The 23,620-nt window shown below is 72.2% G+C and carries 18 protein-coding genes; 14 read left to right on the forward strand and 4 right to left on the reverse strand.

Annotated elements, in window-relative coordinates; genetic code table 11:
* Window positions 1-31: 31 nt before the first annotated feature.
* The 6 genes from AB0M99_RS11625 (at window position 32) to AB0M99_RS11650 (ending at window position 7,994) form a co-directional block, all read left to right on the forward strand.
* Complete coding sequence (locus AB0M99_RS11625; protein WP_365919072.1) at window positions 32-1,210, forward strand: CaiB/BaiF CoA-transferase family protein; 1,179 nt, start codon at window positions 32-34, stop codon at window positions 1,208-1,210.
* Window positions 1,210-2,235, forward strand: coding sequence for an LLM class F420-dependent oxidoreductase (locus tag AB0M99_RS11630; protein WP_365919074.1), 1,026 nt, complete (start codon window positions 1,210-1,212; stop codon window positions 2,233-2,235). Before AB0M99_RS11625 ends, AB0M99_RS11630 begins: the two co-directional genes overlap by 1 nt.
* Before the next feature lie 19 nt (window positions 2,236-2,254).
* Window positions 2,255-3,397: an acyl-CoA dehydrogenase family protein gene (locus AB0M99_RS11635; RefSeq protein WP_365919076.1), complete on the forward strand. Its 1,143-nt coding sequence runs from the start codon at window positions 2,255-2,257 to the stop codon at window positions 3,395-3,397.
* Between the two features lie 23 nt (window positions 3,398-3,420).
* Window positions 3,421-4,635 (forward strand): acetyl-CoA C-acetyltransferase, encoded by a 1,215-nt coding sequence (locus AB0M99_RS11640; protein WP_365919078.1) that lies wholly within the window; start codon window positions 3,421-3,423, stop codon window positions 4,633-4,635.
* A 50-nt stretch (window positions 4,636-4,685) separates the two neighbouring features.
* Window positions 4,686-6,857: a 3-hydroxyacyl-CoA dehydrogenase NAD-binding domain-containing protein gene (locus AB0M99_RS11645; protein ID WP_365919080.1), complete on the forward strand. Its 2,172-nt coding sequence runs from the start codon at window positions 4,686-4,688 to the stop codon at window positions 6,855-6,857.
* A 231-nt stretch (window positions 6,858-7,088) separates the two neighbouring features.
* The gene (locus AB0M99_RS11650) at window positions 7,089-7,994 is read left to right on the forward strand and encodes a hypothetical protein (protein ID WP_365919082.1); all 906 of its coding nucleotides are present in this window, start codon (window positions 7,089-7,091) and stop codon (window positions 7,992-7,994) included.
* Between the two features lie 37 nt (window positions 7,995-8,031).
* On the opposite strand, the gene AB0M99_RS11655 is transcribed toward AB0M99_RS11650, so the two are convergent.
* The gene (locus AB0M99_RS11655; protein ID WP_365919084.1) at window positions 8,032-8,769 is read right to left on the reverse strand and encodes a MerR family transcriptional regulator; all 738 of its coding nucleotides are present in this window, start codon (window positions 8,767-8,769) and stop codon (window positions 8,032-8,034) included.
* 85 nt (window positions 8,770-8,854) lie between these two features.
* On the opposite strand from AB0M99_RS11655, the gene AB0M99_RS11660 reads away from it, so the two are divergent.
* Window positions 8,855-10,687: an AMP-dependent synthetase/ligase gene (locus AB0M99_RS11660; protein ID WP_365919086.1), complete on the forward strand. Its 1,833-nt coding sequence runs from the start codon at window positions 8,855-8,857 to the stop codon at window positions 10,685-10,687.
* 168 nt (window positions 10,688-10,855) lie between these two features.
* On the opposite strand, the gene sph is transcribed toward AB0M99_RS11660, so the two are convergent.
* Window positions 10,856-11,845: a sphingomyelin phosphodiesterase gene (sph, locus tag AB0M99_RS11665; RefSeq protein WP_365919088.1), complete on the reverse strand. Its 990-nt coding sequence runs from the start codon at window positions 11,843-11,845 to the stop codon at window positions 10,856-10,858.
* A 174-nt stretch (window positions 11,846-12,019) separates the two neighbouring features.
* Here sph and AB0M99_RS11670 point away from each other — a divergent pair, with 174 nt between their 5' ends.
* On the forward strand, window positions 12,020-12,919 hold the full coding sequence (locus tag AB0M99_RS11670) for an oxygenase MpaB family protein (RefSeq protein WP_365919090.1): 900 nt from the start codon (window positions 12,020-12,022) through the stop codon (window positions 12,917-12,919).
* 39 nt (window positions 12,920-12,958) lie between these two features.
* On the opposite strand, the gene AB0M99_RS11675 is transcribed toward AB0M99_RS11670, so the two are convergent.
* A complete protein-coding gene (locus tag AB0M99_RS11675; protein WP_365919092.1) occupies window positions 12,959-14,464 on the reverse strand; it encodes a M1 family metallopeptidase in 1,506 nt (501 codons plus the stop codon).
* A 299-nt stretch (window positions 14,465-14,763) separates the two neighbouring features.
* On the opposite strand from AB0M99_RS11675, the gene AB0M99_RS11680 reads away from it, so the two are divergent.
* The 5 genes from AB0M99_RS11680 (at window position 14,764) to AB0M99_RS11700 (ending at window position 20,886) form a co-directional block, all read left to right on the forward strand.
* Window positions 14,764-15,627, forward strand: a complete 864-nt coding sequence (locus AB0M99_RS11680; protein WP_365919094.1) for a hypothetical protein — start codon at window positions 14,764-14,766, stop codon at window positions 15,625-15,627.
* A 93-nt stretch (window positions 15,628-15,720) separates the two neighbouring features.
* Window positions 15,721-18,198, forward strand: coding sequence for a Tex family protein (locus tag AB0M99_RS11685; RefSeq protein ID WP_365919096.1), 2,478 nt, complete (start codon window positions 15,721-15,723; stop codon window positions 18,196-18,198).
* Window positions 18,199-18,401: 203 nt separating this feature from the next.
* Window positions 18,402-18,914, forward strand: a complete 513-nt coding sequence (locus AB0M99_RS11690; protein WP_365919098.1) for a hypothetical protein — start codon at window positions 18,402-18,404, stop codon at window positions 18,912-18,914.
* Window positions 18,904-20,085 carry an MAB_1171c family putative transporter gene (locus AB0M99_RS11695; protein WP_365919100.1) on the forward strand — a complete coding sequence of 394 codons (1,182 nt, stop codon included), beginning with the start codon at window positions 18,904-18,906 and terminating at the stop codon, window positions 20,083-20,085. The genes AB0M99_RS11690 and AB0M99_RS11695 overlap by 11 nt, the downstream gene beginning before the upstream one ends.
* Window positions 20,086-20,115: 30 nt before the next feature.
* Window positions 20,116-20,886, forward strand: a complete 771-nt coding sequence (locus AB0M99_RS11700; RefSeq protein ID WP_365919102.1) for an SDR family oxidoreductase — start codon at window positions 20,116-20,118, stop codon at window positions 20,884-20,886.
* Window positions 20,887-20,893: 7 nt separating this feature from the next.
* Here AB0M99_RS11700 and AB0M99_RS11705 read toward each other — a convergent pair whose 3' ends face one another.
* Entirely contained in the window at window positions 20,894-22,531 is a 1,638-nt protein-coding gene (locus AB0M99_RS11705) for an ABC-F family ATP-binding cassette domain-containing protein (RefSeq protein ID WP_365919104.1), read from the reverse strand.
* 110 nt (window positions 22,532-22,641) lie between these two features.
* Between AB0M99_RS11705 and AB0M99_RS11710 the strand changes: the two genes are divergently transcribed.
* Window positions 22,642-23,613, forward strand: coding sequence for a GlxA family transcriptional regulator (locus tag AB0M99_RS11710; protein ID WP_365919106.1), 972 nt, complete (start codon window positions 22,642-22,644; stop codon window positions 23,611-23,613).
* Window positions 23,614-23,620 lie beyond the last annotated feature (7 nt).

Here is a 23,620-nt window from a genome sequence, read left to right on the forward strand (position 1 = left end):
ACAGTCCTACACCAGAGAAGCTGGGGGCTCGATGGCAGTGACAGGGAACGGGCAGGGCGCCGCGCACGGGACCGGACGGGACCCCGTGCCGGGCAACGGCCCGCTCGCCGGAGTGCGCGTCGTCGAGCTGGCGGGCATCGGGCCGGGCCCCTTCGCCGCCATGCTCCTCGCCGACCTGGGGGCGGACGTCGTACGGGTGGACCGGCCCGGCGGCGGCGGGCTCGCGGTCGACCCCGCCTTCGACATCACCAACCGCAACAAGCGCTCGGTCCTCGTCGACCTGAAGTCCGCCGACGGGCCCGCCCGGGTCCTGGACCTGGTCGAGCGCGCCGACGTGCTCATCGAGGGCTTCCGCCCCGGCGTCGCCGAACGGCTCGGTGTGGGCCCCGCCGACTGCCGCGCCAGGAACCCCCTGCTCGTATACGGCCGGATGACCGGCTGGGGCCAGGCGGGCCCGCTGGCACACACCGCCGGGCACGACATCGCGTACATCGCCGTCACCGGCGCCCTCGGGATGATCGGCGGGCCGGGCGAGCCCCCGGCCGTGCCCGCGAACCTCGTCGGGGACTACGCGGGCGGCTCCCTCTACCTCGTCATCGGCGTCCTCGCCGCCCTCCAGCACGCCCGCACGCCCGGCGGCAGCGGGCAGGTCGTGGACGCCGCGATCGTCGACGGCACCGCCCACCTCACCGCGATGATCCACGGGATGATGGCGGCCGGAGGCTGGCAGGACCGGCGCGGGGCCAACCTCCTCGACGGCGGCTGCCCCTTCTACGGGACCTACGAGACCTCCGACGGCCAGTACATGGCGGTCGGCGCGCTGGAGCAGCAGTTCTACGACACCTTCGTGGACCTGCTCGGCATCAAGGACCAGGCCCCCGCCCGCAAGGACCTCGCCCGCTGGGGCGAACTGCGCGAGGCCGTCGCCGCACGCTTCAAGTCCCGTACGCGCGAGGAGTGGACGGCGGTGTTCGAGGGCACCGACGCCTGCGTGGCGCCCGTGCTCTCGCTGAGCGAGGCCCCGCACCACCCCCACCTCGCCGCGCGCGGGACCTTCACCGAGTACGGCGGGATCACGCAGCCCGCTCCCGCCCCGCGCTTCTCCGCGACGCCGAGCACCGTCACCTCCGGACCCGCCCGGCCGGGCGCGGACACCGGGTCGGTGGCCGCCGACTGGGGCGTACCGGCCCTGCTCGGGAAGGAGGCGTGATGGAACTGTCGATGATGCTCGACTACTCCGGGGACCCGCGCCGGGCCGCCGACCAGGCCGCAGCGCTGGAGAGCGCCGGGCTGGACGCCGTATGGGTCGCCGAGGCGTGGGGCTTCGACTCCCCGACGATCATGGGCTACCTGGCGGCCCGCACCGAGCGGATGAAGATCGGCTCGGCCATCCTCAACGTGTACTCCCGCACCCCCGCCCTGATCGCCCAGACCGCGGCCGGGCTGGACGCGATGTCCGGCGGGCGGGCGCTGCTCGGCCTCGGCGCCTCCGGCCCGCAGGTGGTCGAGGGCTGGCACGGGATGCCGTACGACAAGCCGCTCGGCCGCACCCGCGAGACGGTCGAACTGTGCCGCCGGATCTGGCGCCGGGAGACGATCGACCACCACGGCATCACCGACATGCCGCTGCCGCCCGAGAAGGGCGGCCGGCACGGCAAGCCGCTGAAGATCCTCACCCGGCCGGTCCGGGACGCCGTCCCCGTCTACATCGCCTCGCTCGGCCCGGCCAACGTGCGCCTGACCGCCGAGATCGCCGACGGCTGGCTGCCCACCCTCTTCGTCCCGGAGAAGGCCCGCGCGGTGTGGGGCGGGGCCCTCGCCGAGGGCGCGGCGCGCCGGGCCCCGGAGCTCGGCCCGCTGCGGACTGTCGCGGGCGGACTGCTGGCCATCGGTGAGGGCGCGGCAGCCGTACGGGACCTCGCGCGCCCGCAGATCGCGCTGTACGTCGGGGGCATGGGCGCGCCCGGCAAGAACTTCTACAACGACCTCGCCGTCGCCTACGGGTACGGCGAGGAGGCCCGGAAGATCCAGGAGCTGTACCTCGCCGGCCGCAAGCGCGACGCGGCGGCCGCCGTGCCGGACGAGTTCTGCGAACTGATGACCCTGTGCGGGCCCGAGGGCTACGTGCGCGAGCGCGTCGAGGCCTTCCGCGAGGCGGGCGTCACCATGCTCAACGTCACGCCGGTCGGCCCCGAGCCGGCCCGGCTGATCGAAACCGTCAAGAGCTGGCTGTAGGAACGCAGGGAGACCATTGATGAAGCGCCAGATCTTCGACGCCGAGCACGAGGCGTTCCGCGAGACCGTCCGCACCTTCCTCACCAAGGAGGTGCTGCCCCACTACGAGCAGTGGGAGAAGGACGGCATCGTCAGCCGGGACGCCTGGCGGGCGGCCGGCCGCCAGGGACTGCTCGGCATGGCCGTCCCGGAGGAGTACGGGGGCGGCGGCAACACGGACTTCCGGTACGCGGCCGTGCTCGCCGAGGAGTTCACCCGCGCCGGGGCCCCGGGGCTCGCGATCGGCCTGCACAACGACATCATCGGGCCGTACCTGACCTCGCTGGCCACCGAGGAGCAGAAGCGCCGCTGGCTGCCCGGCTTCTGCAGCGGCGAGACGATCACCGCCATCGCGATGACCGAGCCGGGCGCCGGCTCCGACCTCCAGGGGATCCGCACCAGAGCCGAGGACCGCGGCGACCACTGGGTGCTCAACGGCTCCAAGACCTTCATCTCCAACGGCATCCTGGCCGACCTGGTCGTCGTGGTGGCGAAGACCACCCCGGAGGGCGGGGCCCACGGCCTGTCGCTGCTGGTCGTCGAGCGCGGCGCGGAGGGCTTCGAGCGGGGCCGCAACCTCGACAAGATCGGCCAGAAGGCGCAGGACACCGCCGAGCTGTTCTTCCACGACGTGCGCGTCCCGAAGGAGAACCTGCTCGGCGAGCTGAACGGCGCCTTCGTGCACCTGATGACCAATCTCGCGCAGGAGCGGATGGGCATCGCGATGGCCGCCATCGCCGCCGCCGAGTACCTGGTGGAGATCACCACGCAGTACGTGAAGGAGCGCGAGGCCTTCGGCCGGCCGCTCGCCAAGCTCCAGCACATCCGGTTCGAGATCGCCGAGATGGCCACCGAGTGCGCCGTCACCCGGGCGTTCCTCGACCGGTGCATCAGCGACCACTCGAGCGGCGAACTGGACCATGTGCACGCCTCGATGGCCAAGTGGTGGGCCACGGAGCTCCAGAAGCGGGTGGCCGACCGCTGCCTGCAACTCCACGGCGGATACGGATACATGACCGAATACCGGGTCGCGCGGGCCTTCACCGACGGCCGCATCCAGACCATTTACGGCGGCACGACCGAGATCATGAAAGAGATCATCGGCCGTTCCCTGCTCGGCTAACCTCCCCTCGAAAGGCTTGACCAGTGAGCACCGAAGCTTACGTATACGACGCGATCCGCACGCCGCGCGGCCGCGGCAAGGCCAACGGCGCCCTGCACGGCACCAAGCCGATCGACCTGGTCGTCGGCCTCATCCACGCCCTGCGCGAGCGCAACCCCGGCCTGGACCCCGCCGCCATCGACGACATCGTGCTCGGCGTCGTGGGCCCGGTCGGCGACCAGGGCTCCGACATCGCCCGGATCGCGGCCATCGCCGCCGGGCTGCCGGACACCGTGGCCGGCGTACAGGAGAACCGCTTCTGCGCCTCCGGCCTGGAGGCCGTCAACCTGGCCGCCGCCAAGGTCCGTTCCGGCTGGGAGGACCTGGTCCTCGCGGGCGGCGTGGAGTCCATGTCCCGCGTGCCCATGGCCTCCGACGGCGGCGCCTGGTTCAACGACCCGATGACGAACTGGGACGTCAACTTCGTCCCGCAGGGCATCGGCGCCGACCTGATCGCCACGATCGAGGGATTCTCCCGGCGCGACGTCGACGAGTACGCGGCCCTCTCGCAGGAGCGCGCGGCCGCCGCCATCAAGGACGGCCGCTTCGCGAAGTCCGTGGTCCCGGTCACCGACCGCAACGGCCTGGTCGTCCTGGACCACGACGAGTTCGTGCGCCCCGGAACGACGGCCGACACGCTGGCCAAGCTCAAGCCCTCCTTCGCCGACATCGGCGAGCTCGGCGGCTTCGACGCGGTGGCGCTGCAGAAGTACCACTGGGTCGAGAAGATCGACCACGTCCACCACGCGGGCAACTCCTCCGGCATCGTCGACGGCGCCTCCCTCGTCGCCATCGGCTCCCGCGAGGCGGGGGAGCGCAACGGTCTGCGGCCCCGCGCCCGGATCGTCTCGGCGGCCGTCTCCGGCTCCGAGCCCACCATCATGCTCACCGGCCCCGCCCCCGCCACCCGCAAGGCGCTCGCCAAGGCCGGGCTCACCATCGACGACATCGACCTCATCGAGATCAACGAGGCCTTCGCCGGCGTCGTGCTGCGCTTCGTCAAGGACATGGGCGTCTCCCTCGACAAGGTCAACGTCAACGGCGGCGCCATCGCGCTCGGCCACCCGCTCGGCGCCACCGGCGCGATGATCCTCGGCACGATCGTCGACGAACTGGAGCGCCAGGACAAGCGCTACGGCCTCGTCACCCTCTGCGTCGGCGGCGGCATGGGCGTCGCCACCGTCGTCGAGCGGCTCTGAACCGTCCCGCATCCCCGCCCCCTGGACCTTCCGATACGAAAGCAGTGACCATGAGCGAGTCCAGCACGATCCGCTGGGAGCAGGACGAGACCGGCGTCGTCACCCTGACCCTCGACGACCCGAACCAGTCCGCCAACACGATGAACCAGGCCTTCAAGGACTCGATCGCGGCCGTGGCCGACCGCGCCGAGGCCGAGAAGGACTCCATCCGCGGCATCATCATCACCTCCGCCAAGAAGACCTTCTTCGCGGGCGGTGACCTCAAGGACATGATCCGCCTCCGCCCCGAGGACGCACAGCTCGCCTTCGACACCGGCACCGAGATCAAGAGCTCCCTGCGCCGCATCGAGACCCTCGGCAAGCCCGTGGTCGCGGCCATCAACGGCGCGGCGCTGGGCGGCGGCTACGAGATCTGCCTCGCCTCCCACCACCGGGTCGCCCTCGACGCGCCCGGCTCGAAGATCGGCCTGCCCGAGGTCACCCTCGGCCTGCTCCCGGCCGGCGGCGGCGTCACCCGCACCGTCCGCCTGATGGGCATCGCCGACGCGCTGCTCAAGGTCCTGCTGCAGGGGACCCAGTACAACCCCCAGCGCGCCCTCGACAACGGCCTGGTCCACGAACTGGCCGCCACGCCCGAGGAGATGCTCGCCAAGGCGCGCGCCTTCATCGACGCGAACCCGGAGTCCAAGCAGCCCTGGGACGTCCCCGGCTACAAGATCCCGGGCGGTACGCCGTCCAACCCGCGCTTCGCCGCCAACCTCCCGGCCTTCCCGGCCAGCCTGAAGAAGCAGCTGAACGGGGCCCCGTACCCGGCCCCGCGCAACATCCTGGCCTGCGCCGTCGAGGGCACCCAGGTGGACTTCGAGACCGCGCTGACCATCGAGGCCCGCTACTTCACCGAGCTGGTCACCGGACAGACCGCCAAGAACATGATCCAGGCGTTCTTCTTCGACCTCCAGGCCGTCAACGCCGGCCGCAGCCGCCCGCAGGGCGTCGCACCGCGCAAGGTCACCAAGGTCGCCGTGCTCGGCGCCGGCATGATGGGCGCCGGCATCGCCTACTCCTGCGCCCGCGCGGGCATCGAGGTGGTCCTCAAGGACGTCACCCCCGAGGCCGCCGCCAAGGGCAAGGCGTACTCCGAGAAGCTGCTCGACAAGGCGCTCTCCCGGGGCCGTACGACCGAGGCCAAGCGGGCCGAGCTGCTGGCCCGGATCACCCCGACCGCCGACGCGGCCGACCTGGCGGGCTGCGACGCCGTCATCGAGGCCGTCTTCGAGGACACCGGGCTCAAGCACAAGGTGTTCCAGGAGATCCAGGACGTCATCGCCCCCGACGCGCTGCTCTGCTCCAACACCTCCACCCTGCCGATCTCCGGCCTCGCGGAGGGCGTGAAGCGCCCCGCCGACTTCATCGGCCTGCACTTCTTCTCGCCCGTCGACAAGATGCCGCTGGTGGAGATCATCAAGGGCGAGCGCACCGGCGACGAGGCCATCGCCCGCGCCTTCGACCTGGTCCGCCAGATCAACAAGACCCCGATCGTGGTCAACGACTCGCGCGGCTTCTTCACCTCGCGCGTCATCGGCCAGTTCATCAACGAGGGCGTGGCGATGGTCGGCGAGGGCATCGAGCCCGCCTCCGTCGAGCAGGCCGCCGCCCAGGCCGGTTACCCCGCCAAGGTGCTCTCGCTGATGGACGAGCTGACCCTCACCCTGCCGCGCAAGATCCGCAACGAGACCCGCAAGGCCTTCGAGGCCGAGGGCCGGGCGTGGGCCGAGCACCCCGCCGACACCGTCATCGACCGCATGGTCGACGAGTTCGGCCGCCCCGGCCGCAGCGGCGGCGCGGGCTTCTACGAGTACGACGAGGCCGGCAAGCGCGCCCGCATCTGGCCGGGTCTGCGAGAGCACTTCGGCAAGCCGGACGCCGAGATCCCCTTCGAGGACATGAAGGAGCGGATGCTCTTCTCCGAGGCGCTGGACACCGTCCGCTGCCTCGACGAGGGCGTCCTCACCTCCATCGCCGACGCCAACATCGGCTCCATCATGGGCATCGGCTTCCCGGCGTGGACCGGCGGCGTGATCCAGTACATCAACGGCTACGAGGGCGGGCTGCCGGGCTTCGTCGCCCGCGCCCGCGAGCTGGCCGGGACGTACGGCGAGCGCTTCACCCCGCCGGCCTCCCTGGTGGCGAAGGCCGAGCGCGGCGAGACCTACACGGACTGAGGACCCGTCCGCCGACGGAACGCGGGGGGCGCCCCGGGGACTTCCCCGGGGCGCCCCCCGCCGCATGACGGGGGACCCGAGATGCGCCGCCGCCGGACGCGGCGCACGATGAACAGGGCACGCGTCCCCATTCGAGCGGGCACGGCGCGGGGAGCGCCTGCGACGTGCCGGGGGACCTACCGTTCACGTGCCGGGGAGCCACCGTTCACGTGCGAAGAAACGGGGAGCCTCATGAAGAAATCCCTGGTGGCCGCACTTGCCACTTCCGCGACGGCTGTCCTGCTGGCGGCGCCGGCGGCGCCCGCGACCGCTGCTTCACCGTATTGCAACCAGACCGCCCCGAACAGCTCGATCCTCTTCTACAACCAGGACACCGGCTCGACGGGGACCGCCACCCTGTCGGCGGGGAACTACCAGTACAAGGGTGGGTTCAACCTTCCCACCGGGTACACGCACGCCGCCGCGAGCCGCGACTCGATGCTCCTGTACAACGCGGACACCGGGGCCGGGGAGACCGGCACCTTCACCGCGGGGCGGTACTCCCGCGTCGAGCGCTTCGACGACTTCTCGACGGGCTGGAGCATCGTCGAGGCGTCGGGCGACTCGATCATCTTCTACGACGCCGATTCCGGCCACGGAGTCACCGGCACGCTGAAGAGGGGCAGGTACCACGAGGTACGCCAGTACGACAACTTCAGCACGGGCTGGGCGTTCATGGCCGCCTCCTGCGACACGCTGCTGGCCACGACGGCCAGGAAGGGGTCGAGCGAGTTCCCCAAGAGCAACGTCGGCTACGGGAGCCTGAAGGGCGGCGTCTTCACCAACGTGGACAACAGGGACGGAGACGTGTTCCTGGGGACCCTGGTCGCCACCAAGGACACGGTACTGGGCATGGCGAGGAACGGTTCCGAACTCCAGTACCGGCTGGCCTCGGCGACCAACGGCACGGTCGGCGCGTTCCGCGACATCGGCACCTCGGGCGTGTGGAACCTCGTGGGCCGGACCTCGGACAGCCTGTTCTTCTACAAGGACGACGGGACCGCCTGGATCTCCAAACTCAGCAGGGGCAACTACGCCAACGTCGGCCCGCTCAACGAGGTCTCCTCGGGCTGGACGATCATCGAAGGCGGCGTCTGAGCCCGGCCCTCCCGGGCCCCGCATCCGCGGGCGGCGTTCACTCGGAGCCGGCCGGCTCCGAGACGAACGCCGCCCGCAGCTCCTCCCTCAACGACCGCTGAAAGGCCGTCACCAGGGCCTGTACGACCATCGGTTGCATGTGCGCCGACAGCGCCTTCATCGACTCCACCCGCTCCGGATCGCTCTCGCCCAGCGTGAACGGCCCCCACACCTCGTCCCGGAACAGCGCCGTCAGCTCGTGCGCCGCCGACCTGGTGTGCTCCACCAGCACCTTGCGCGCCGCCAGGATCGTCTCGTGCGCGATCGGTACGTCGAGCAGCGCGACCCCCAGCCGCAGCAGCCCCACGTCGACGCGGAACCCGTCCCCCGAGGCGGCGAGCACGTTCATCGCCGTCAGCCGCCGCAGGTCGGTTTCCGACAGGCTCCGCCCCGCCCGCTTCTCCAGCTCCTCCAGCGAAGCCTCCTGGGCCGCGTCCGGGGCCCAACTCGCCACCATCGCACGGTGGATCGCCAGATCGTGCGCGCTCAGGTCGTCGGGCAGCGCGTCCAGATAGCGCTCGATCGCGGACAGGGTCATGCCCTGGTGCTGCAACTCCTCGATCAGCGCCAGCCGGGACAGGTGCTCCGGCCCGTAGTGCCCCACCCGACGGGGTCCGATCACGGGAGGGGGCAAAAGCCCGCGAGTGCTGTAGAACCGTACGGTGCGGACGGTTACGCCCGCCCTGGCCGCCAGCTCGTCGACGGTGAGCATCGGCTCGGGTGCCTGGTCGGTCATCGTCTGCGCCTCGATCTCTGCTCCACAGCTTGGGTTCAACAGTATTGCTGTCGCACCAACGATGTGAAACGGCCAGGAGCTGCCCATGACCACGAACCTGCGACTGCCCGGACGACCCGAAGAGCTCACTCTCCCCGCCCTGCTCGCCCGTAACGCCGCCGATCACGGCGCCCTCCCCGCCCTCTCGTGGCGCGAGGGCCCCGGCTGGTCGACCCTGACCTGGTCCGAGGTGCGCCGCAAGGTCGCCGTCCTCGCCTCCGGATACGCCGCCCTCGGCATCGAGCGCGGCGAGCACGTCCTGCTGATGATGGGCAACCGCCCCGAGCACTGGCTGAGCGACCTCGCCCTGGTCCACCTGGGCGCCGTCCCCGTCACCGTGTACGGAACCTCCGCGCCCGAGCAGATCGCGCACATCGCCCGGCACTCCCGGGCCAGGGTCGCGGTCGTTGAGGGCGCCCGCGAGCTGGCCCGGTGGGAACCGCTGCTGGCCGACGCCGGGGTCCCGCTGGAGCGGCTGGTGGTGGCCGAGGCCGCCGACGCCGGCCCGCACCGCACCTACGGGTCCCTGCACGCGAGCGGAGCACGGGCGCACCGCCCCGACGCCTTCGAGAAGGCCTGGCAGGAGTCCCGGCCCGAGGACCCGCTGACCGTCGTCTACACCTCGGGCACCACCGGCGACCCCAAGGGCGTCCGGCTGACCCACCGCAACATCATGCTCCAGGCGGTCCGCCTCGACCGGCACGTCGAGCTGCCCGAGCACGCCGAGCACATCTGCTACCTGCCCTTCGCGCACATCGCCGAGCGGGTCCTCGGCATCTACCTGCCGCTGCTGCGGGCCGCGCACGTACGGCTGTGCGCCGACCCGGCCGCCGTCGCGGGCGCGGTGCGCGAGCTGCACCCGGTGCAGTTCTTCGGCGTGCCGCGGGTCTGGGAGAAGCTCGCCGCCTCCGTACGGGCGGTCCTCGCGCAGCTCCCGGCGGAGCAGCGGGAGGCCATCGAAGCCGCCAACGACCTGGCGCGCACCCGCGCGGGCCACCGGGAGCGCGGCGAGGAGGTGCCGCAAGCGCTCGAAGCCTCGTACGGCCTGGCCAAGGAGCAGGTGCTGGACCCGCTGCTGGGGCTGGCCGGGATGGACCGGCTGCTGTGGACGGCCAGTGCGACCGCGCCGATGCCGATCGACGTGGTCCGCTTCTGGGCGGGCTGGGGGATCACCATCATGGACGCCTGGGGGCTCACCGAGACCTCGGGCGTGTGCACCGTCAACAGCCCGGACGGCTTCCGGCTCGGGTCGGTGGGCCGGCCGATCGAGGGGCTGGAGCTGCGGCTCGCCGAGGACGGGGAGATCCTGACCCGCGGGGCGACCGTCTTCGGCGGCTACCTGCGGCCCGACGGCTCGGTGGAGAGCGCGTCCGACGCGGAGGGCTGGTTCCCGACCGGGGACATCGGCCGGCTGGACGAGGACGGGTTCCTCTGGCTGACCGACCGCAAGAAGGAACTGATCATCACCTCGAACGGCAAGAACGTCTCGCCGGCGCTGGTGGAGAACACGGTCAAGGAACACCCGCTGATCGGGCAGGCGCTGGTCCACGGCGACGGCCGCTCCTACCTCGTCGCCCTGCTCGTACTGGACCCCGAACTGGCCCCCGCCTGGGCGGCCGCCCGCGGCATCGAAGCCGCCTCCGCCGCCGACCTCGCCGAGCATCCGGCCGTCCGCGAGGAGGTCGCCCGCGCGGTCGAGGCGGCCAACGCCCGGCTGAACCGCACCGAGCAGATCAAGCGCTACCGGCTGCTGACCGAGGAATGGGGCCCCGAGAGCGGGGAGCTCACCCCCTCCCTCAAACTGCGCCGCCGGGTGGTCCGGGACAAGTACGCGGCCCTGATCGACGGACTGTACGAGGGGGAGCCCGAGGCGCCGTAACCCGAACGGCCCTGTCCGGTGGGCGGGGTCTTCTTCGTGCGCCCCTGAACGCACGAAAGCGCCCCCTCCCGGCCGCGCCAGAGACGACGCCGAGGTGGTGCCGGTGTGGGCTCCGGCGGACGAGGTGTCCGAGACGGAGTCGACACCGGCTTGACCCGGGCCGTGGGGCTAGCGGCCGATCACGGGGTAGTGGTCCGAGAGGTTGTCGTAGGTGTAGGACGTGCCCCAGCTGGAGACCGTCCAGGGCTCCGACTGCTCCTTGACCACGTTGTTCTCCCAGCCCGCCGGGCGGGCGTTGCCCTTGCGGTAGAGGACGTAGTCCAGGTCCTCGCGCGGGTCGTTCGGGTAACGGTAGTTCGCGATCGAGTTCAGCGCGGTGTCGAAGGAGTACGGGTGGCCCGTGCGCGTGTCGGAGCCGGCCAGGTCGGCGTTGGCGAGCATGGTGGCGTACTCGGGGGTGCGCGAGTCGACGTTCATGTCGCCGGCCACGATGACCTGCTCGTTCGCCGGGATGTTCTTCCCGTCCAGGAAGGCGTCTATCGCCCGGAACTGGCGGGCGCGCATGTCCGCCGCCTCGCCCGCGCCGCAGCCCGGGTCGGTGGACTGGGCGTGCGTGCCGAGCACGTGCACCTTCGCGCCGTTGACGTTCAGCACGACGTAGGCGAAGCCCTTGTTGGACCACCAGTCGGCGCCGCAGGCGTCCTTGTAGACGACCTGCTCCTTGCGGACGATCGGCCACTTGCTGAGGATCGTGACGCCGCCGTCCTCCGGGGTCGTCGAGGAGTACGCGCCGCCCGTGGCGTCCCAGCCGCTCTTGCTGCGGCCGACGACCGGGGTCTGGTACGGGTACTGCGCGGCCGAGTTGGCCTTGAGCGCGTCCGAGGCGCCGTTGTCGAAGGCCTCCTGGATCACGACCACGTCGTGGCCCTGGTAGAAGGACGTCTTGGGGATCTCCGCGGCCCGGTGGTCCTGGCCCCAGTTCGGGTAGAGGTTCTTGCTCATCAGGAACACGTTGTACGACAGCACGCTCAGCCGGGGTGCATCGGCGCTCTCCGCGGCCGTGGCGGCGGGCGCGGTCGTGCCGGCCAGCGTGCCGGCGGCGATCATCGCGACGGCGGCGGCCGCGGCCCGGTTGCGGCGGTGCGAGGTGTTCGGCATGGGGGACTCCATCATTCCTGCGGGGGAAGATCGACGCCGCCATACAAGCAGCCGCGGTTACCTCTGGGTAACACCCATGACAAGACTTTCTGTCCTGCCCAGGTCAACTCGGGGGCGCTCCGCAATGCACGGATACTGGGAGGACGGAGCACAGCGAGACCTGGGGGACCACGGATGAGCACGACCGAGGACGCGGACACCTCGACCCGCAAGGCGGCGGGCCGCCGGACCGACCCCGAGCCGCCCCCGCCCGGCGGGGTGCTCTGGGGCACCTCGGGGGACATCCGCGCCCTGCTGATGCTGCCCGCAGCCTTCACCCTTCAGGTCGCCCACCCCGCGGTCGGCGCCGGGGTCGACCAGTACTCGGTCTTCCGCACCGACCCCTGGGGGCGCGGCGAGCGCTCGCTGCGCTCGGTCCAGCTGTGGGTCTACGGCGGGGAGCACGCCGCCGCCGAGGGGCGCCGGGTCCGCCGGCTGCACAAGGAGATCCAGGGCATCGACACCCGGGGGAGGCGCTACCACTCCCTCGACCCCGCCTGCTACGCCTGGGTGCACGCCACCGGATTCCCGGTCTCCCTGTACGCCGGGCGCTACCTGTTCCGCCGCATCACTCCGGCCCAGGAGCGGCAGATGTACCGGGAGTGGCTCCAGGTGGGCCGGATCCTGGGCCTCCACGACCGGGACATGCCGCAGAGCATCGAGGAGTTCTGGCCCTACTACCACCGGATGCTGGCCGAGGAGATCGAGCCCACGAAGGTCGCCCGCGAGCTGGTGGCCACCGATGTGCCGGTACCGTGCCCCGAGATCGGCCCGGCGCCCGTGCGGCTGCTGCTCCGGCTCACCTGGCCGCGCCTGCGCGTGCTGTACCTGCGCCTGCGGGCCTTCGTCACCGTCGGCTACATGCCGCCCGAGGCGCGCGCCGCGATCGGCCTGGAATGGACCCCGGCCCAGGAGCGCAGGCTCCGCCGCTTCAGCACGGTCGCGCGGCTCCTCGTACCGGTGCTGCCGGAGCGGCTGCGGTACCTGCCCATCGCGCGGGAGGCCCGGGCGCGCCGACGCGCCGGCGCCCGCTGAGGGGCACCGGCGCGCGGGTCTTGCGCCCAAGAGCAGAGGTCAGTGCTCGTGGATCGTGTTCGTCTCGGCGATCTTCTTCCAGGACTTCGGCTCCACCGGCGGCTTCGCCGGGGCCTGGAGGGAGCGCGCCGCGGGGGCCTTGGCGGCCGGCGGGGCGAAGGCCGGCTTGCCCGGCGTGTACAGCCAGTCCTCGAAGAGCTGCGCCAGCGGCTTGCCGGAGATCTTCTCCGCGTAGCGGACGAAGTCCCCGACCGAGGCGTTCGCGTACGCGTGCTCGGTCGGCCAGCCCTTGAGGATCGCGAAGAACTTCTCGTCGCCGATCTCGTTCCGCAGCGCCTGCAGGGCGATGGCCCCGCGGTCGTAGACGGCCCCGTGGAACTGGTTCTCCGGGCCCGGGTCGCCGGGCTTGACCTGCCAGAACGGGTCCTCGGCCGGGCGCGAGGCGTAGGCCCAGTCGGCGAGCTCCTGAGCGGTGCCCTCGCCCTCCTTGTCCGACCACAGCCACTGGCTGTAGCGGGCGAAGCCCTCGTTGATCCAGATGTCCTTCCAGTTGTCCACGGACACGCTGTCGCCGTACCACTGGTGGGCCAGCTCGTGCACGACCACCGAGGCGTTGGAGCCGTTCGCGAACTGCCGGGGGCTGTAGAACGGCCGGGTCTGCGTCTCCAGCGCGAAGCCGCTGGGCACGTTCGGGACGTAGCCGCCCAGCGCGTTGAAGGGGTACGGGCCGAAGACGCCCTCCAGCCACTCCGCGACCTCGCCGGTGCGCTCCACGCTCGCCCGCGCCGCGCCCGCGTTGTCGCCGAGGTCCTTGCTGTACGCGTTGAGGATCGGCAGCCCGCTCGCCGTCTTGTCGGTGGTGATGTCGAACTTGCCGATGGCGAGGGTGGCCAGGTACGTGGCCTGCGGCTTGTTCGAGCGCCAGTTGTAGCGGGTCCAGCCCAGCTTCGAGCTCTGCGACTGGAGCACGCCGTTGCTGATGGCCTGGGTGCCGTCGGGGACGTTGACGGAGATGTCGAAGGTCGCCTTGTCGCGCGGGTGGTCGTTGCTCGGGAACCACCAGACCGCCGAGTCGGGCTCCTGCGCCGCGACGCCGCCGTCCGGAGTGCGCTGCCAGGCGCTCCAGCCGTCGATCTTGAACTCCGAGGGCTTGCCCGCGTACTTGACGACGACGGTCGCCTGCTTTCCGCGCTGGAGCGCTGAGGCCGGGGTGACTTCGAGCTCCTGCGTGCCGGACTTGGCGAACTTCGCCTTGGCGCCGTTGACCCGGATCTCGCTCACCTCCAGGCCGAAGTCCAGGTTGAAGCGCGACAGGTCCTGCTTGGCGGTGGCGAGGAGGGTCGCGGTGCCCTCCAGCAGGTCCGTCTTCGGCTGGTACTGCAGGCGCAGGTCGTAGTGGGAGATCTCGTACCCCCCGTTTCCACTGGCCGGGTAGTAGGGGTCGCCGATACCCGGGGCGCCCGGAACGGAACTCGTCGCCGACGCCGGGATCGCCAGCAGAAGGGAGGCGGCGAGAACGCTCGGGGCGATGGCTTTGCGGTACACCTGGGCTCCAAGTGGTAGGGGAGACAGCTCGGTTCGAAGCTTTGTGGTCCGACCGTATTCACGCCCGATGCCCCACGTCATGTCCATGGCCCCTGCTGTCACACGATCGCCATTCGGCCGTCACAGGGCCAAGAAAGGCCTGAAAGGCCCCGGCCCTGCCCCTGCCCCTGCCCCTGCCCCTGCCCCGGCCCTGCCCCTGCCCCGCCTCCGTCCCGCGGCCGCTCCGTCCCCGCCCCGCCTCCGGCGGTTGGCGGCAACCGATCTACCCGACGTACCAAACAGTCGGTAGCCTGCCCGGCATGACCATTTCCTTGCTCGACGCCCGTCGTTGCTGGCACACCGCGATCAATCCGCTGCACTCCGCCGTCTACTTCTCGCCGGACCTGGGCAAGGAGTTCGCCGGCCTCGGCATCACCGACCCGGTGGCCGTCAACCTCGCCCACCGCTCCGCCGCCATGGGCGCCGTCGGCGCCGGCGCGGTGACCGCCACGTTCTACAACTACCGCCACGAGCTCGTCGCCCGGCATCTGCCCGCCGTCTGGCAGACCATCACCCCCGAGCAGGCCCTCGCCGCCCGGCTGCGGGCCGTCGACAGCACCCTGCGCCGGCTGCTGGGCCAGGAGGCCGTCGAGTCCCCCGAGCTCGCCGAGACCGCCGACCTCGCGATGCGCGCCACCGAGGGCTGCACCCGGCACGCCCGCACCCTCTACGCGGCGCACGCGGACCTCCCCGTACCCGAGGAGCCGCACCTGCGCCTGTGGCACGCCACCACGCTGCTGCGCGAGCACCGCGGCGACGGCCACCTCGCCGCGCTGCTCCTCGCGGGCCTCGACCCGGTGGAGGCCCTGGTCAGCCACACCGCCACCGGCCGCGGCATGAGCCCGAAGTGGCTCAAGGCCATCCGCGGCTGGGAGCAGTCCGACCTGGACGCGGCGGCCGAGCGGCTGCGCGCCCGCGGGATCCTGGACGCGGACGGCGAGCTCACCGACGAGGGCAAGGCCGTACGCGAGGCCCTGGAGGCCGACACCGACCGCCTGGACGCGGCCCCGTACGAGCACCTGGGCGCCGCGGGACTGGCCCGACTCGCCGAACTGGGCGGCGGATTCGTGATGCGGGCCATCGGCGCCGGGGCCTTCCCGGGCGACCTCCTCGGCAAGGCCTGAGCGGGTCCGCAACCGGGGGTCCCGCCGTCCGCCGCCGCCACCTGCCACAATTGGCAGCCTTCCAGTGCAAACGAAGGCAGGCGGGACCCGATCGTGACGATGTCCATCGAAGGCAGGATCGCCGAGGAGCTCGGCGTACGGGAGCGGCAGGTCAAGGCCGCCGTCGAGCTGCTCGACGGCGGCTCCACCGTGCCGTTCATCGCGCGCTACCGCAAGGAAGCGACCGAGATGCTCGACGATGCGCAGCTGCGCACGCTAGAGGAGCGGCTGCGGTATCTGCGCGAGCTGGCGGACCGGCGCGCGGCGATCCTGGACTCCGTACGGGAGCAGGGCAAGCTCGACGCCGAGCTGGAGGCGCGGATCAACGCGGCCGACACCAAGGCCCGGCTGGAGGACATCTACCTCCCCTTCAAGCCCAAGCGCCGCACCAAGGCGCAGATCGCCCGCGAGGCCGGTCTGGAGCCGCTCGCCGAAGGCCTGCTCGCGGACCCGTCGGTGGAACCGGCCGCCGCGGCGGCCGCGTTCGTCGACGCCGACAAGGGCGTCGCCGACCCGGCGGCCGCGCTGGAGGGCGCCCGCGCCATCCTCACCGAGAAGTTCGCCGAGGACGCCGACCTGATCGGCGAGCTGCGCGAGCGCATGTGGGGCCGCGGCCGGCTCGCCGCGAAGGTCCGCGAGGGCAAGGAGGAGGCGGGCGCCAAGTTCGCCGACTACTTCGACTTCGCCGAGCCCTTCACCGCACTGCCCTCGCACCGCGTCCTCGCGATGCTGCGCGGTGAGAAGGAGGACGTGCTCGACCTCACCCTGGTGCCGGAGGAGCCCGGCGACACGCCCGGACCGTCCACGTACGAGGGCATGGTCGCCCGGCGCTTCGGCATCAACGACCGCGCCCGCCCCGGCGACAAATGGCTCGCCGACACCGTCCGCTGGGCCTGGCGCACGAAGATCCAGGTGCACCTCGGCATCGACCTGCGGATGCGGCTGCGCGCCGCCGCCGAGGACGAGGCCGTACGGGTCTTCGCGGCCAACCTGCGCGACCTGCTGCTCGCCGCGCCGGCCGGGACCCGCGCGACGCTGGGACTGGACCCGGGCTTCCGTACCGGCGTCAAGGTCGCCGTCGTGGACGCCACCGGCAAGGTCGTCGCCACGGACGTGATCTACCCGCACGTGCCCGCCAACAAGTGGGACGAGTCCCTCGCCAAGCTGGCCCGTCTCGCCGAGGAGCACGCGGTCGAGCTGATCGCCATCGGCAACGGCACCGCCTCCCGCGAGACCGACAAGCTCGCCGGGGACCTGATCACCCGCCACCCCGAGCTGAAGCTCACCAAGGTGATGGTCTCGGAGGCCGGCGCCTCCGTGTACTCGGCCTCCGCCTTCGCCTCGCAGGAACTCCCCGGCATGGACGTGTCGCTGCGCGGCGCCGTCTCCATCGCCCGCCGGCTCCAGGACCCGCTCGCCGAACTCGTCAAGATCGACCCGAAGTCGATCGGGGTGGGCCAGTACCAGCACGACCTGGCCGAGGTGAAGCTCTCGCGCTCGCTCGACGCCGTCGTCGAGGACTGCGTGAACGGCGTCGGCGTGGACGTCAACACCGCCTCGGCGCCCCTGCTCTCGCGGGTTTCGGGCATCAGAGGCGGCCTCGCCGAGAACATCGTGTCCCACCGCGACGCCAACGGCCCCTTCCGCAACCGCAAGGGGCTCAAGGACGTGGCCCGCCTCGGCCCGAAGGCGTACGAGCAGTGCGCGGGCTTCCTGCGGATCCGAGGCGGGGACGACCCGCTGGACTCCTCCAGCGTGCACCCCGAGTCGTACCCGGTGGTGCGCGCCATGGGCAAGACGGCGGGCAGCGAGGTCGCCGCCCTGATCGGCAACACCGGCGTACTGCGCTCGCTGCGGCCCGAGCAGTTCGTGACCGAGGCCTTCGGCCTGCCGACGGTCACGGACATCCTGCGCGAGCTGGAGAAGCCGGGCCGGGACCCGCGGCCCGCCTTCAAGACGGCCACCTTCAAGGAGGGCGTCGAGAAGATCGGCGACCTGGCCCCCGGGATGATCCTGGAGGGCGTGGTCACCAACGTGGCCGCCTTCGGCGCCTTCATCGACATCGGCGTCCACCAGGACGGACTGGCGCACGTCTCGGCGCTGTCGAAGACCTTCGTCAAGGACCCGCGGGACGTGGTCAAGCCGGGCGACATCGTCCGCGTGAAGGTCATGGACGTGGACATCCCGCGCAAGCGGATCTCGCTCACGCTGCGGCTGGAGGACGAGGCGGGCCAGGACCGGGACCGCTCGCCGGCCGGCGAGCCGAAGGCGCGCGAGGAGCGGCAGGAGCGGCGCGGCGGCGGCCGCCCGCCCCAGCAGCGCGGCGCCCGCGACGGTGGCCAGGGCCAGGGCCAGGGCCGGCGCGGTCAGGGCCAGGGCGGCGGCCAGCGGCAGGGCCAGGGCGGTCAGCGCCAGGGCGGTCAGCGCCAGGGCGGCGGCGGAGGCGGCGCCCCGGCTCCGGCCAACAGCGCCATGGCCGACGCCCTGCGCCGCGCCGGCCTCACCGGCCCCGAGGAGCGCCGCAAGCGGTAGTGGCAGGGTTGGCCGAATAGGCACCCCACCTGGGGACATGCCTTGCCAACCCCCGTGCAAGATCTGTAGGGATGGTGGAACGCCCGTTCGTCTTCCGGCGGACGGGCTTCCGCGTTTTCCCGAAGGACGCCATGCCCCTGCCCACGCACGCATACCGACGTTGCCCGAGAAAGGCTCCGAAGAGGGATCAGAAGAGGGATCACATGCGCCACCCGCAACTCAGTCTGCGCAAACGGTGCGAGTCGATTCTCGGTCGTCTGGACCTGACGCACCCCTTCTCCCTCGACGGCCTGTGCAACCGGATCGCGGAGCAGCGGGGCCGCCCCATCAAGCTCCACCCGCTCCCCAGGGAGGCGGCCGAGTCCGGGGTCTGCGGGCTGTGGGTGGGCACCGCCAGCGTCGACTACGTCTTCTACGAGGCCCAGACCACCCCCTTGCACCGGGAGCACATCGTGCTCCACGAAATCGGCCACATCCTGTTCGGGCACCACTCGCTGGAGGGCGAGGACACCGACGGGCAGGCTCCCACCGTCCTCGGGCGCACCAACTACACCACCCGCCAGGAGCAGGAGGCGGAGATGCTCGCCAGCATGATCCGCATCCGCACGGCGACCGCCGGCCCCGGGCCGGCCACGGGAGAGGCCCGGGACACCCTCGCCCGGCTGGAGTCCGCGATGGGCTACGAGCGGCGCAGGCGCGGTCACCATGGCGGCTGACCTCACCGCGCTCGGCGACTGGCTCGCCGTCCCCAGCGTCGTCTGCCTCTGGATCGCGGTACTGCTGCGCGCCCCCGGCGCGCTGCGCTCCCCGCACCAGCGCGGCCTGTGGCTCGCGGTCGCCACGGCCGCCGCCGCGATGACCCTGAACCTGCCCGCCGTCGTCACGTACGCGATGGGCCGCGACCCCGGCTACGCCCACACCATCGGCCTGATCCGCAACCTCATCGGGGTGCTCTCGGCGGGCGCCGTGCTCTACTTCGTGGCTGCCGCCACCCGCGGCCGACGCCTCCAACTCGCCTCCGGCACAGGAACGGTGGCCTGGCTGGGCACGCTGCTGGTGCTCGACGCCGCCGCGCCCGCGCACGGCACGCACACCATCCCGCCCCAGGGCGATCCGGTGCCCTCCCTGGCGTACTGGCTGGTGCTGATCTCCGCACACCTGCTCGCCAACACCGTCTGCGTGTACGTCTGCTGGCGCTACAGCCGGCGCACCGAGAGCCGCGGCCTCGCCGTCGGACTGCAACTGTTCGGCCTCGGCACCGCGCTCGCCGGGCTGTTCTGGTTCGCGTACCTGCTCAAAGCACTGTTCGGCAGCACCTGGGCGATGCCCGCCCTGCCGCTGCTGATGAACCTGCACGGCCTGGTGCGCGCCGCCGCGATCCTCGTCCCGACGCTGTTCACCTTCCGCCGCACCACCGCCGACATCGCCACCGCCTGGCGGCTCTGGCCGCTGTGGCGCGACCTGGTCCACGCCGTCCCGCACGTCGCCCTCACCAAGCCGCGGGCCGGCCGGGTACTGGAGCTGCTGTGGCCGCCGGTGCCGCGCAACCTGCTCGTGTACCGCAAGGTCATCGAGACCCGCGACGCGATCCTGATCCTGGGGGAGTACGTCGCCCCGGGCGTCCCGGACCGGGCCCGCAGCCACGTCGCCGGACACGGGGTGCCCGACCAGGCGCGCGCCGCGGCCGCGCTGGCCTGCGTACTCAGGGAGGCGCGGCAGGCGAAGCTGGCCGGGGCCGGGCAACAGCGGGGCGAGGACGACGCGTTGGAGCTGCCGGCCGCCATCCAGACCTCGGCCGAGGACGGCGACCTGGAGGGCGAGGCCCGCTTCCTCGTCGACGTCGCCCGGGCCTACGCCTCGCCGGCCACCACCGCATTCGCCCCGTGACGCGAACGACAGCAAGGAAGTGACCCGCACGTGCCCACCGTACTGATCACCGGAGCCAGCGCCGGACTCGGCGCCGCCTTCGCCCGCGGCTTCGCGGCCAAGGGCTGCGCCCTCGTCCTCGTCGCCCGCGACAAGGACCGCCTCGAAACCGTCGCCGAGTCGCTGGAGCGGGAGTTCGGCGCCCGTTGCGAGGTGCTGGCCGCCGACCTCCTCGACACCGGCGACCGCACGGCCGTGGAGCAGCGGCTCGCCGACCGCACCCGCCCCGTCGACATCCTGGTCAACAACGCCGGCTTCGGCCTCCCCGCGCCCTTCCCGTACAGCCCGGTCGAGGACGAGGAGCGGATGCTCGACCTGCTGGTGAAGGTCCCGCTGCGGCTCACCCACGCCGTGCTGCCGGGCCTGCGCGACCGCCGCCGGGGCGCGGTCGTCAACGTCTCCTCGGTGGCGGGGCTCCTGCCGACCGGCACCTACGGAGCCGCCAAGGCCTGGGTCACCGCCTTCAGCGAGTCCCTCCGGGTGGACATGGAGCCCTACGGGGTCCGCGTGCTGGCGGTGGTGCCGGGATTCACCCGCACCGAGTTCCAGGAGCGCGCCGGGATGGACGTCAGCGCGCTGCGCGAGGCGGTCTGGCTGGACCCGCGGGCCGTGGTGGACAAGGCCCTGAAGGACCTCGTCCGCCGCCGCCCGATCAGCGTCACCGGCCGCCGCTACCGGGCGTACGCCCTGGCGGTCCGCCACCTCCCGCGCACCTTCGTGGCCCGGAAGATGGCCCGCACCCGCCGGCCCCCGGCCGAATGACCCACTCCTAGAGCTCGGTGACCTTGCCGTTCGCGACCTCCAGGCGGCGGGTCACGTGGACCGCGTCGAGCATCCGGCGGTCGTGGGTGACCAGCAGGAGGGTGCCCTCGTAGGCGTCCAGGGCGGCCTCCAACTGCTCGATCGCCGGGAGGTCGAGGTGGTTGGTGGGCTCGTCGAGCACCAGCAGGTTCACCCCGCGGCCCTGGAGCAGCGCCAGGGCCGCCCGGGTGCGCTCGCCGGGGGAGAGGGTGGCCGCGGGGCGCAGCACGTGGGCCGCCTTCAGGCCGAACTTCGCCAGCAGCGTGCGGACTTCGGCCGGCTCGGTGTCCGGGACGGCCGCGCAGAAGGCTTCCAGCAGCGGCTCCTCGCCGAGGAACAGCCCGCGCGCCTGGTCGACTTCGCCCACCAGCACGCCGGAGCCGAGCGTGGCGGAGCCGGAGTCCGGGGCCAGCCGGCCGAGCAGTACGGCCAGCAGCGTGGACTTGCCGGCGCCGTTGGCCCCGGTGATCGCGACGCGGTCCGCCCAGTCGATCTGCAGACTGGCCGGGCCGAAGCCGAAGTCCCCGCGCCGGACCTCCGCTTCGCGCAGCGTGGCGACGACCGAGCCGGAGCGCGGGGCCGCCGCGATCTCCATGCGCAGCTCCCACTCCTTGCGCGGCTCGTCGACGACCTCCAGCCGCTCGATCGCGCGCTGTGTCTGGCGGGCCTTGGCGGCCTGCTTCTCGCTCGACTCGCCGCGCAGGTTCTTGCCGATCTTGTCGTTGTCGCTCGACTTGCGGCGGGCGTTGCGCACGCCCTTGTCCATCCAGTTGCGCTGCATCTGGGCCCGGCCCTCCAGGGCGGACTTCTTGCCCGCGTACTCCTCGTACTCCTCGCGGGCGTGGTTGCGGGCGCGCTCGCGCTCCTCCAGGTAGGAGTCGTAGCCGCCGCCGTAGAGGTTGATCTGCTGCTGGGCCAGGTCGAGTTCGAGGACCTTGGTGACCGTGCGCGTGAGGAACTCGCGGTCGTGGCTGATGACCACCGTGCCCGCGCGCAGCCCCTTCACGAACTGCTCCAGCCGCTCCAGACCGTCGAGGTCCAGGTCGTTGGTGGGCTCGTCGAGCAGGAACACGTCGTAGCGCGACAGCAGCAGGGAGGCGAGGCCGGCCCGCGCGGCCTGGCCGCCCGAGAGCGCCGCCATCGGCAGGTCCAGTCCGACGGCCAGCCCGAGGTCGTCGGCGACCTCCTGGGCCCGCTCGTCGAGGTCGGCGCCGCCCAGGTTCAGCCACCGGTCGAGGGCGTCCGCGTACGCGTCGTCCGCACCCGGGGTGCCGTCCACCAGGCCCTGTGTCGCCTCGTCGAGCTCCGCCTGCGCGGCGGCCACCCCGGTGCGCCGCGCCAGGAACTCCCGTACCGACTCGCCGGGGCGGCGCTCCGGCTCCTGCGGGAGGTGGCCGACGGCGGCGGTGGGCGGGGAGAGCCGGAGCTCACCGGTCTCGGGGGTGTCCAGCCCGGCGAGCATCCGCAGCAGGGTGGACTTCCCGGCGCCATTGACGCCGACGAGGCCGATGACGTCGCCGGGCGCGACGACGAGGTCGAGATCGGCGAAGAGGGTGCGCTCACCGTGCGCGGCGGTGAGGTTCTTGGCGACGAGGGTTGCAGTCATGATCTGCCGATCCTATCCGCGCGGCCGTGCTCCCCGGAGCCCGGGAGCATGGCCGGATAGGTGGGATGCACGTCATTGCAGCCATCGGCCGCGCGTCACAGGATGAGGTCATGCAGCAGCGAAACGTGCTCGTCGTCCTCTACGACGGGGTGCAGAGCCTGGACGTCACCGGACCGGTGGAGGTGTTCGCGGGCGCCGCCCGGGCCTTGGGCTCCACCGGCTACGCGATCCGGACGGTCTCCCTCGGCGGGGCGCCGGTCCGCACGCACAGCGGGCTGACGCTGGTGCCGGACGGGGACCTGGCGGGCGAGCGCCCGGGTGCCGGGACCACCCTGCTGGTGCCCGGCGGCCGGTACACGGCCGACATCGCGCCGCGGCTCACCGACTGGCTGCGCGCCCACGGGGCCGGTGCGGAGCGGCTGGTGTCGGTGTGCACGGGGAGCCTGCTGCTGGCCGAGGCGGGACTGCTGGACGGCCGGCGAGCCACGACGCACTGGAACGCGTGCGAGCGGATGGCCCGGGACTACCCGGCCGTCGAGGTGGAACCGGACCCCATCTACGTACGGGACGGACCGGTCAGCACCTCGGCCGGGGTGACGGCGGGGATCGACCTCGCCCTGGCCCTGGTCGAGGAGGACCACGGCCGGGACCTCGCACTGACGATCGCCCGGCACCTGGTGGTCTTCCTGCGGCGGCCCGGGAACCAGGCCCAGTTCAGCGCGCAGCTCGCCGCGCAGACCGCCCGGCGGGAGCCGCTGCGGGACGTCCAGCAGTGGATCACCGAGCACCCGGGCGGGGACCTCGGCGTGGAGGCGCTCGCGGCCCGGGCCCGGCTCTCCCCGCGCCACTTCGCCCGCGCCTTCCAGGCGGAGACCGGGGTGACGCCCGGGCGGTACGTCGAGCGGGTGCGGGTGGAGCACGCGCGGCGGCTGCTGGAGGACAGCACCGAGGGGGTGGCCCAGATCTCCCGCGCCTGCGGCTACGGGACGCCGGAGGCGCTGCGCCGGGCCTTCGTGAAGACCCTGGGCCAGTCCCCGGCGGAGTACCGGCGCCGCTTCGGCGGCCGGCCCCAACCCCTGTAGAACCCGA

Origin of the sequence: Streptomyces sp. NPDC051183 (assembly GCF_040682455.1) — a bacterium.
GTDB lineage: Bacteria > Actinomycetota > Actinomycetes > Streptomycetales > Streptomycetaceae > Streptomyces.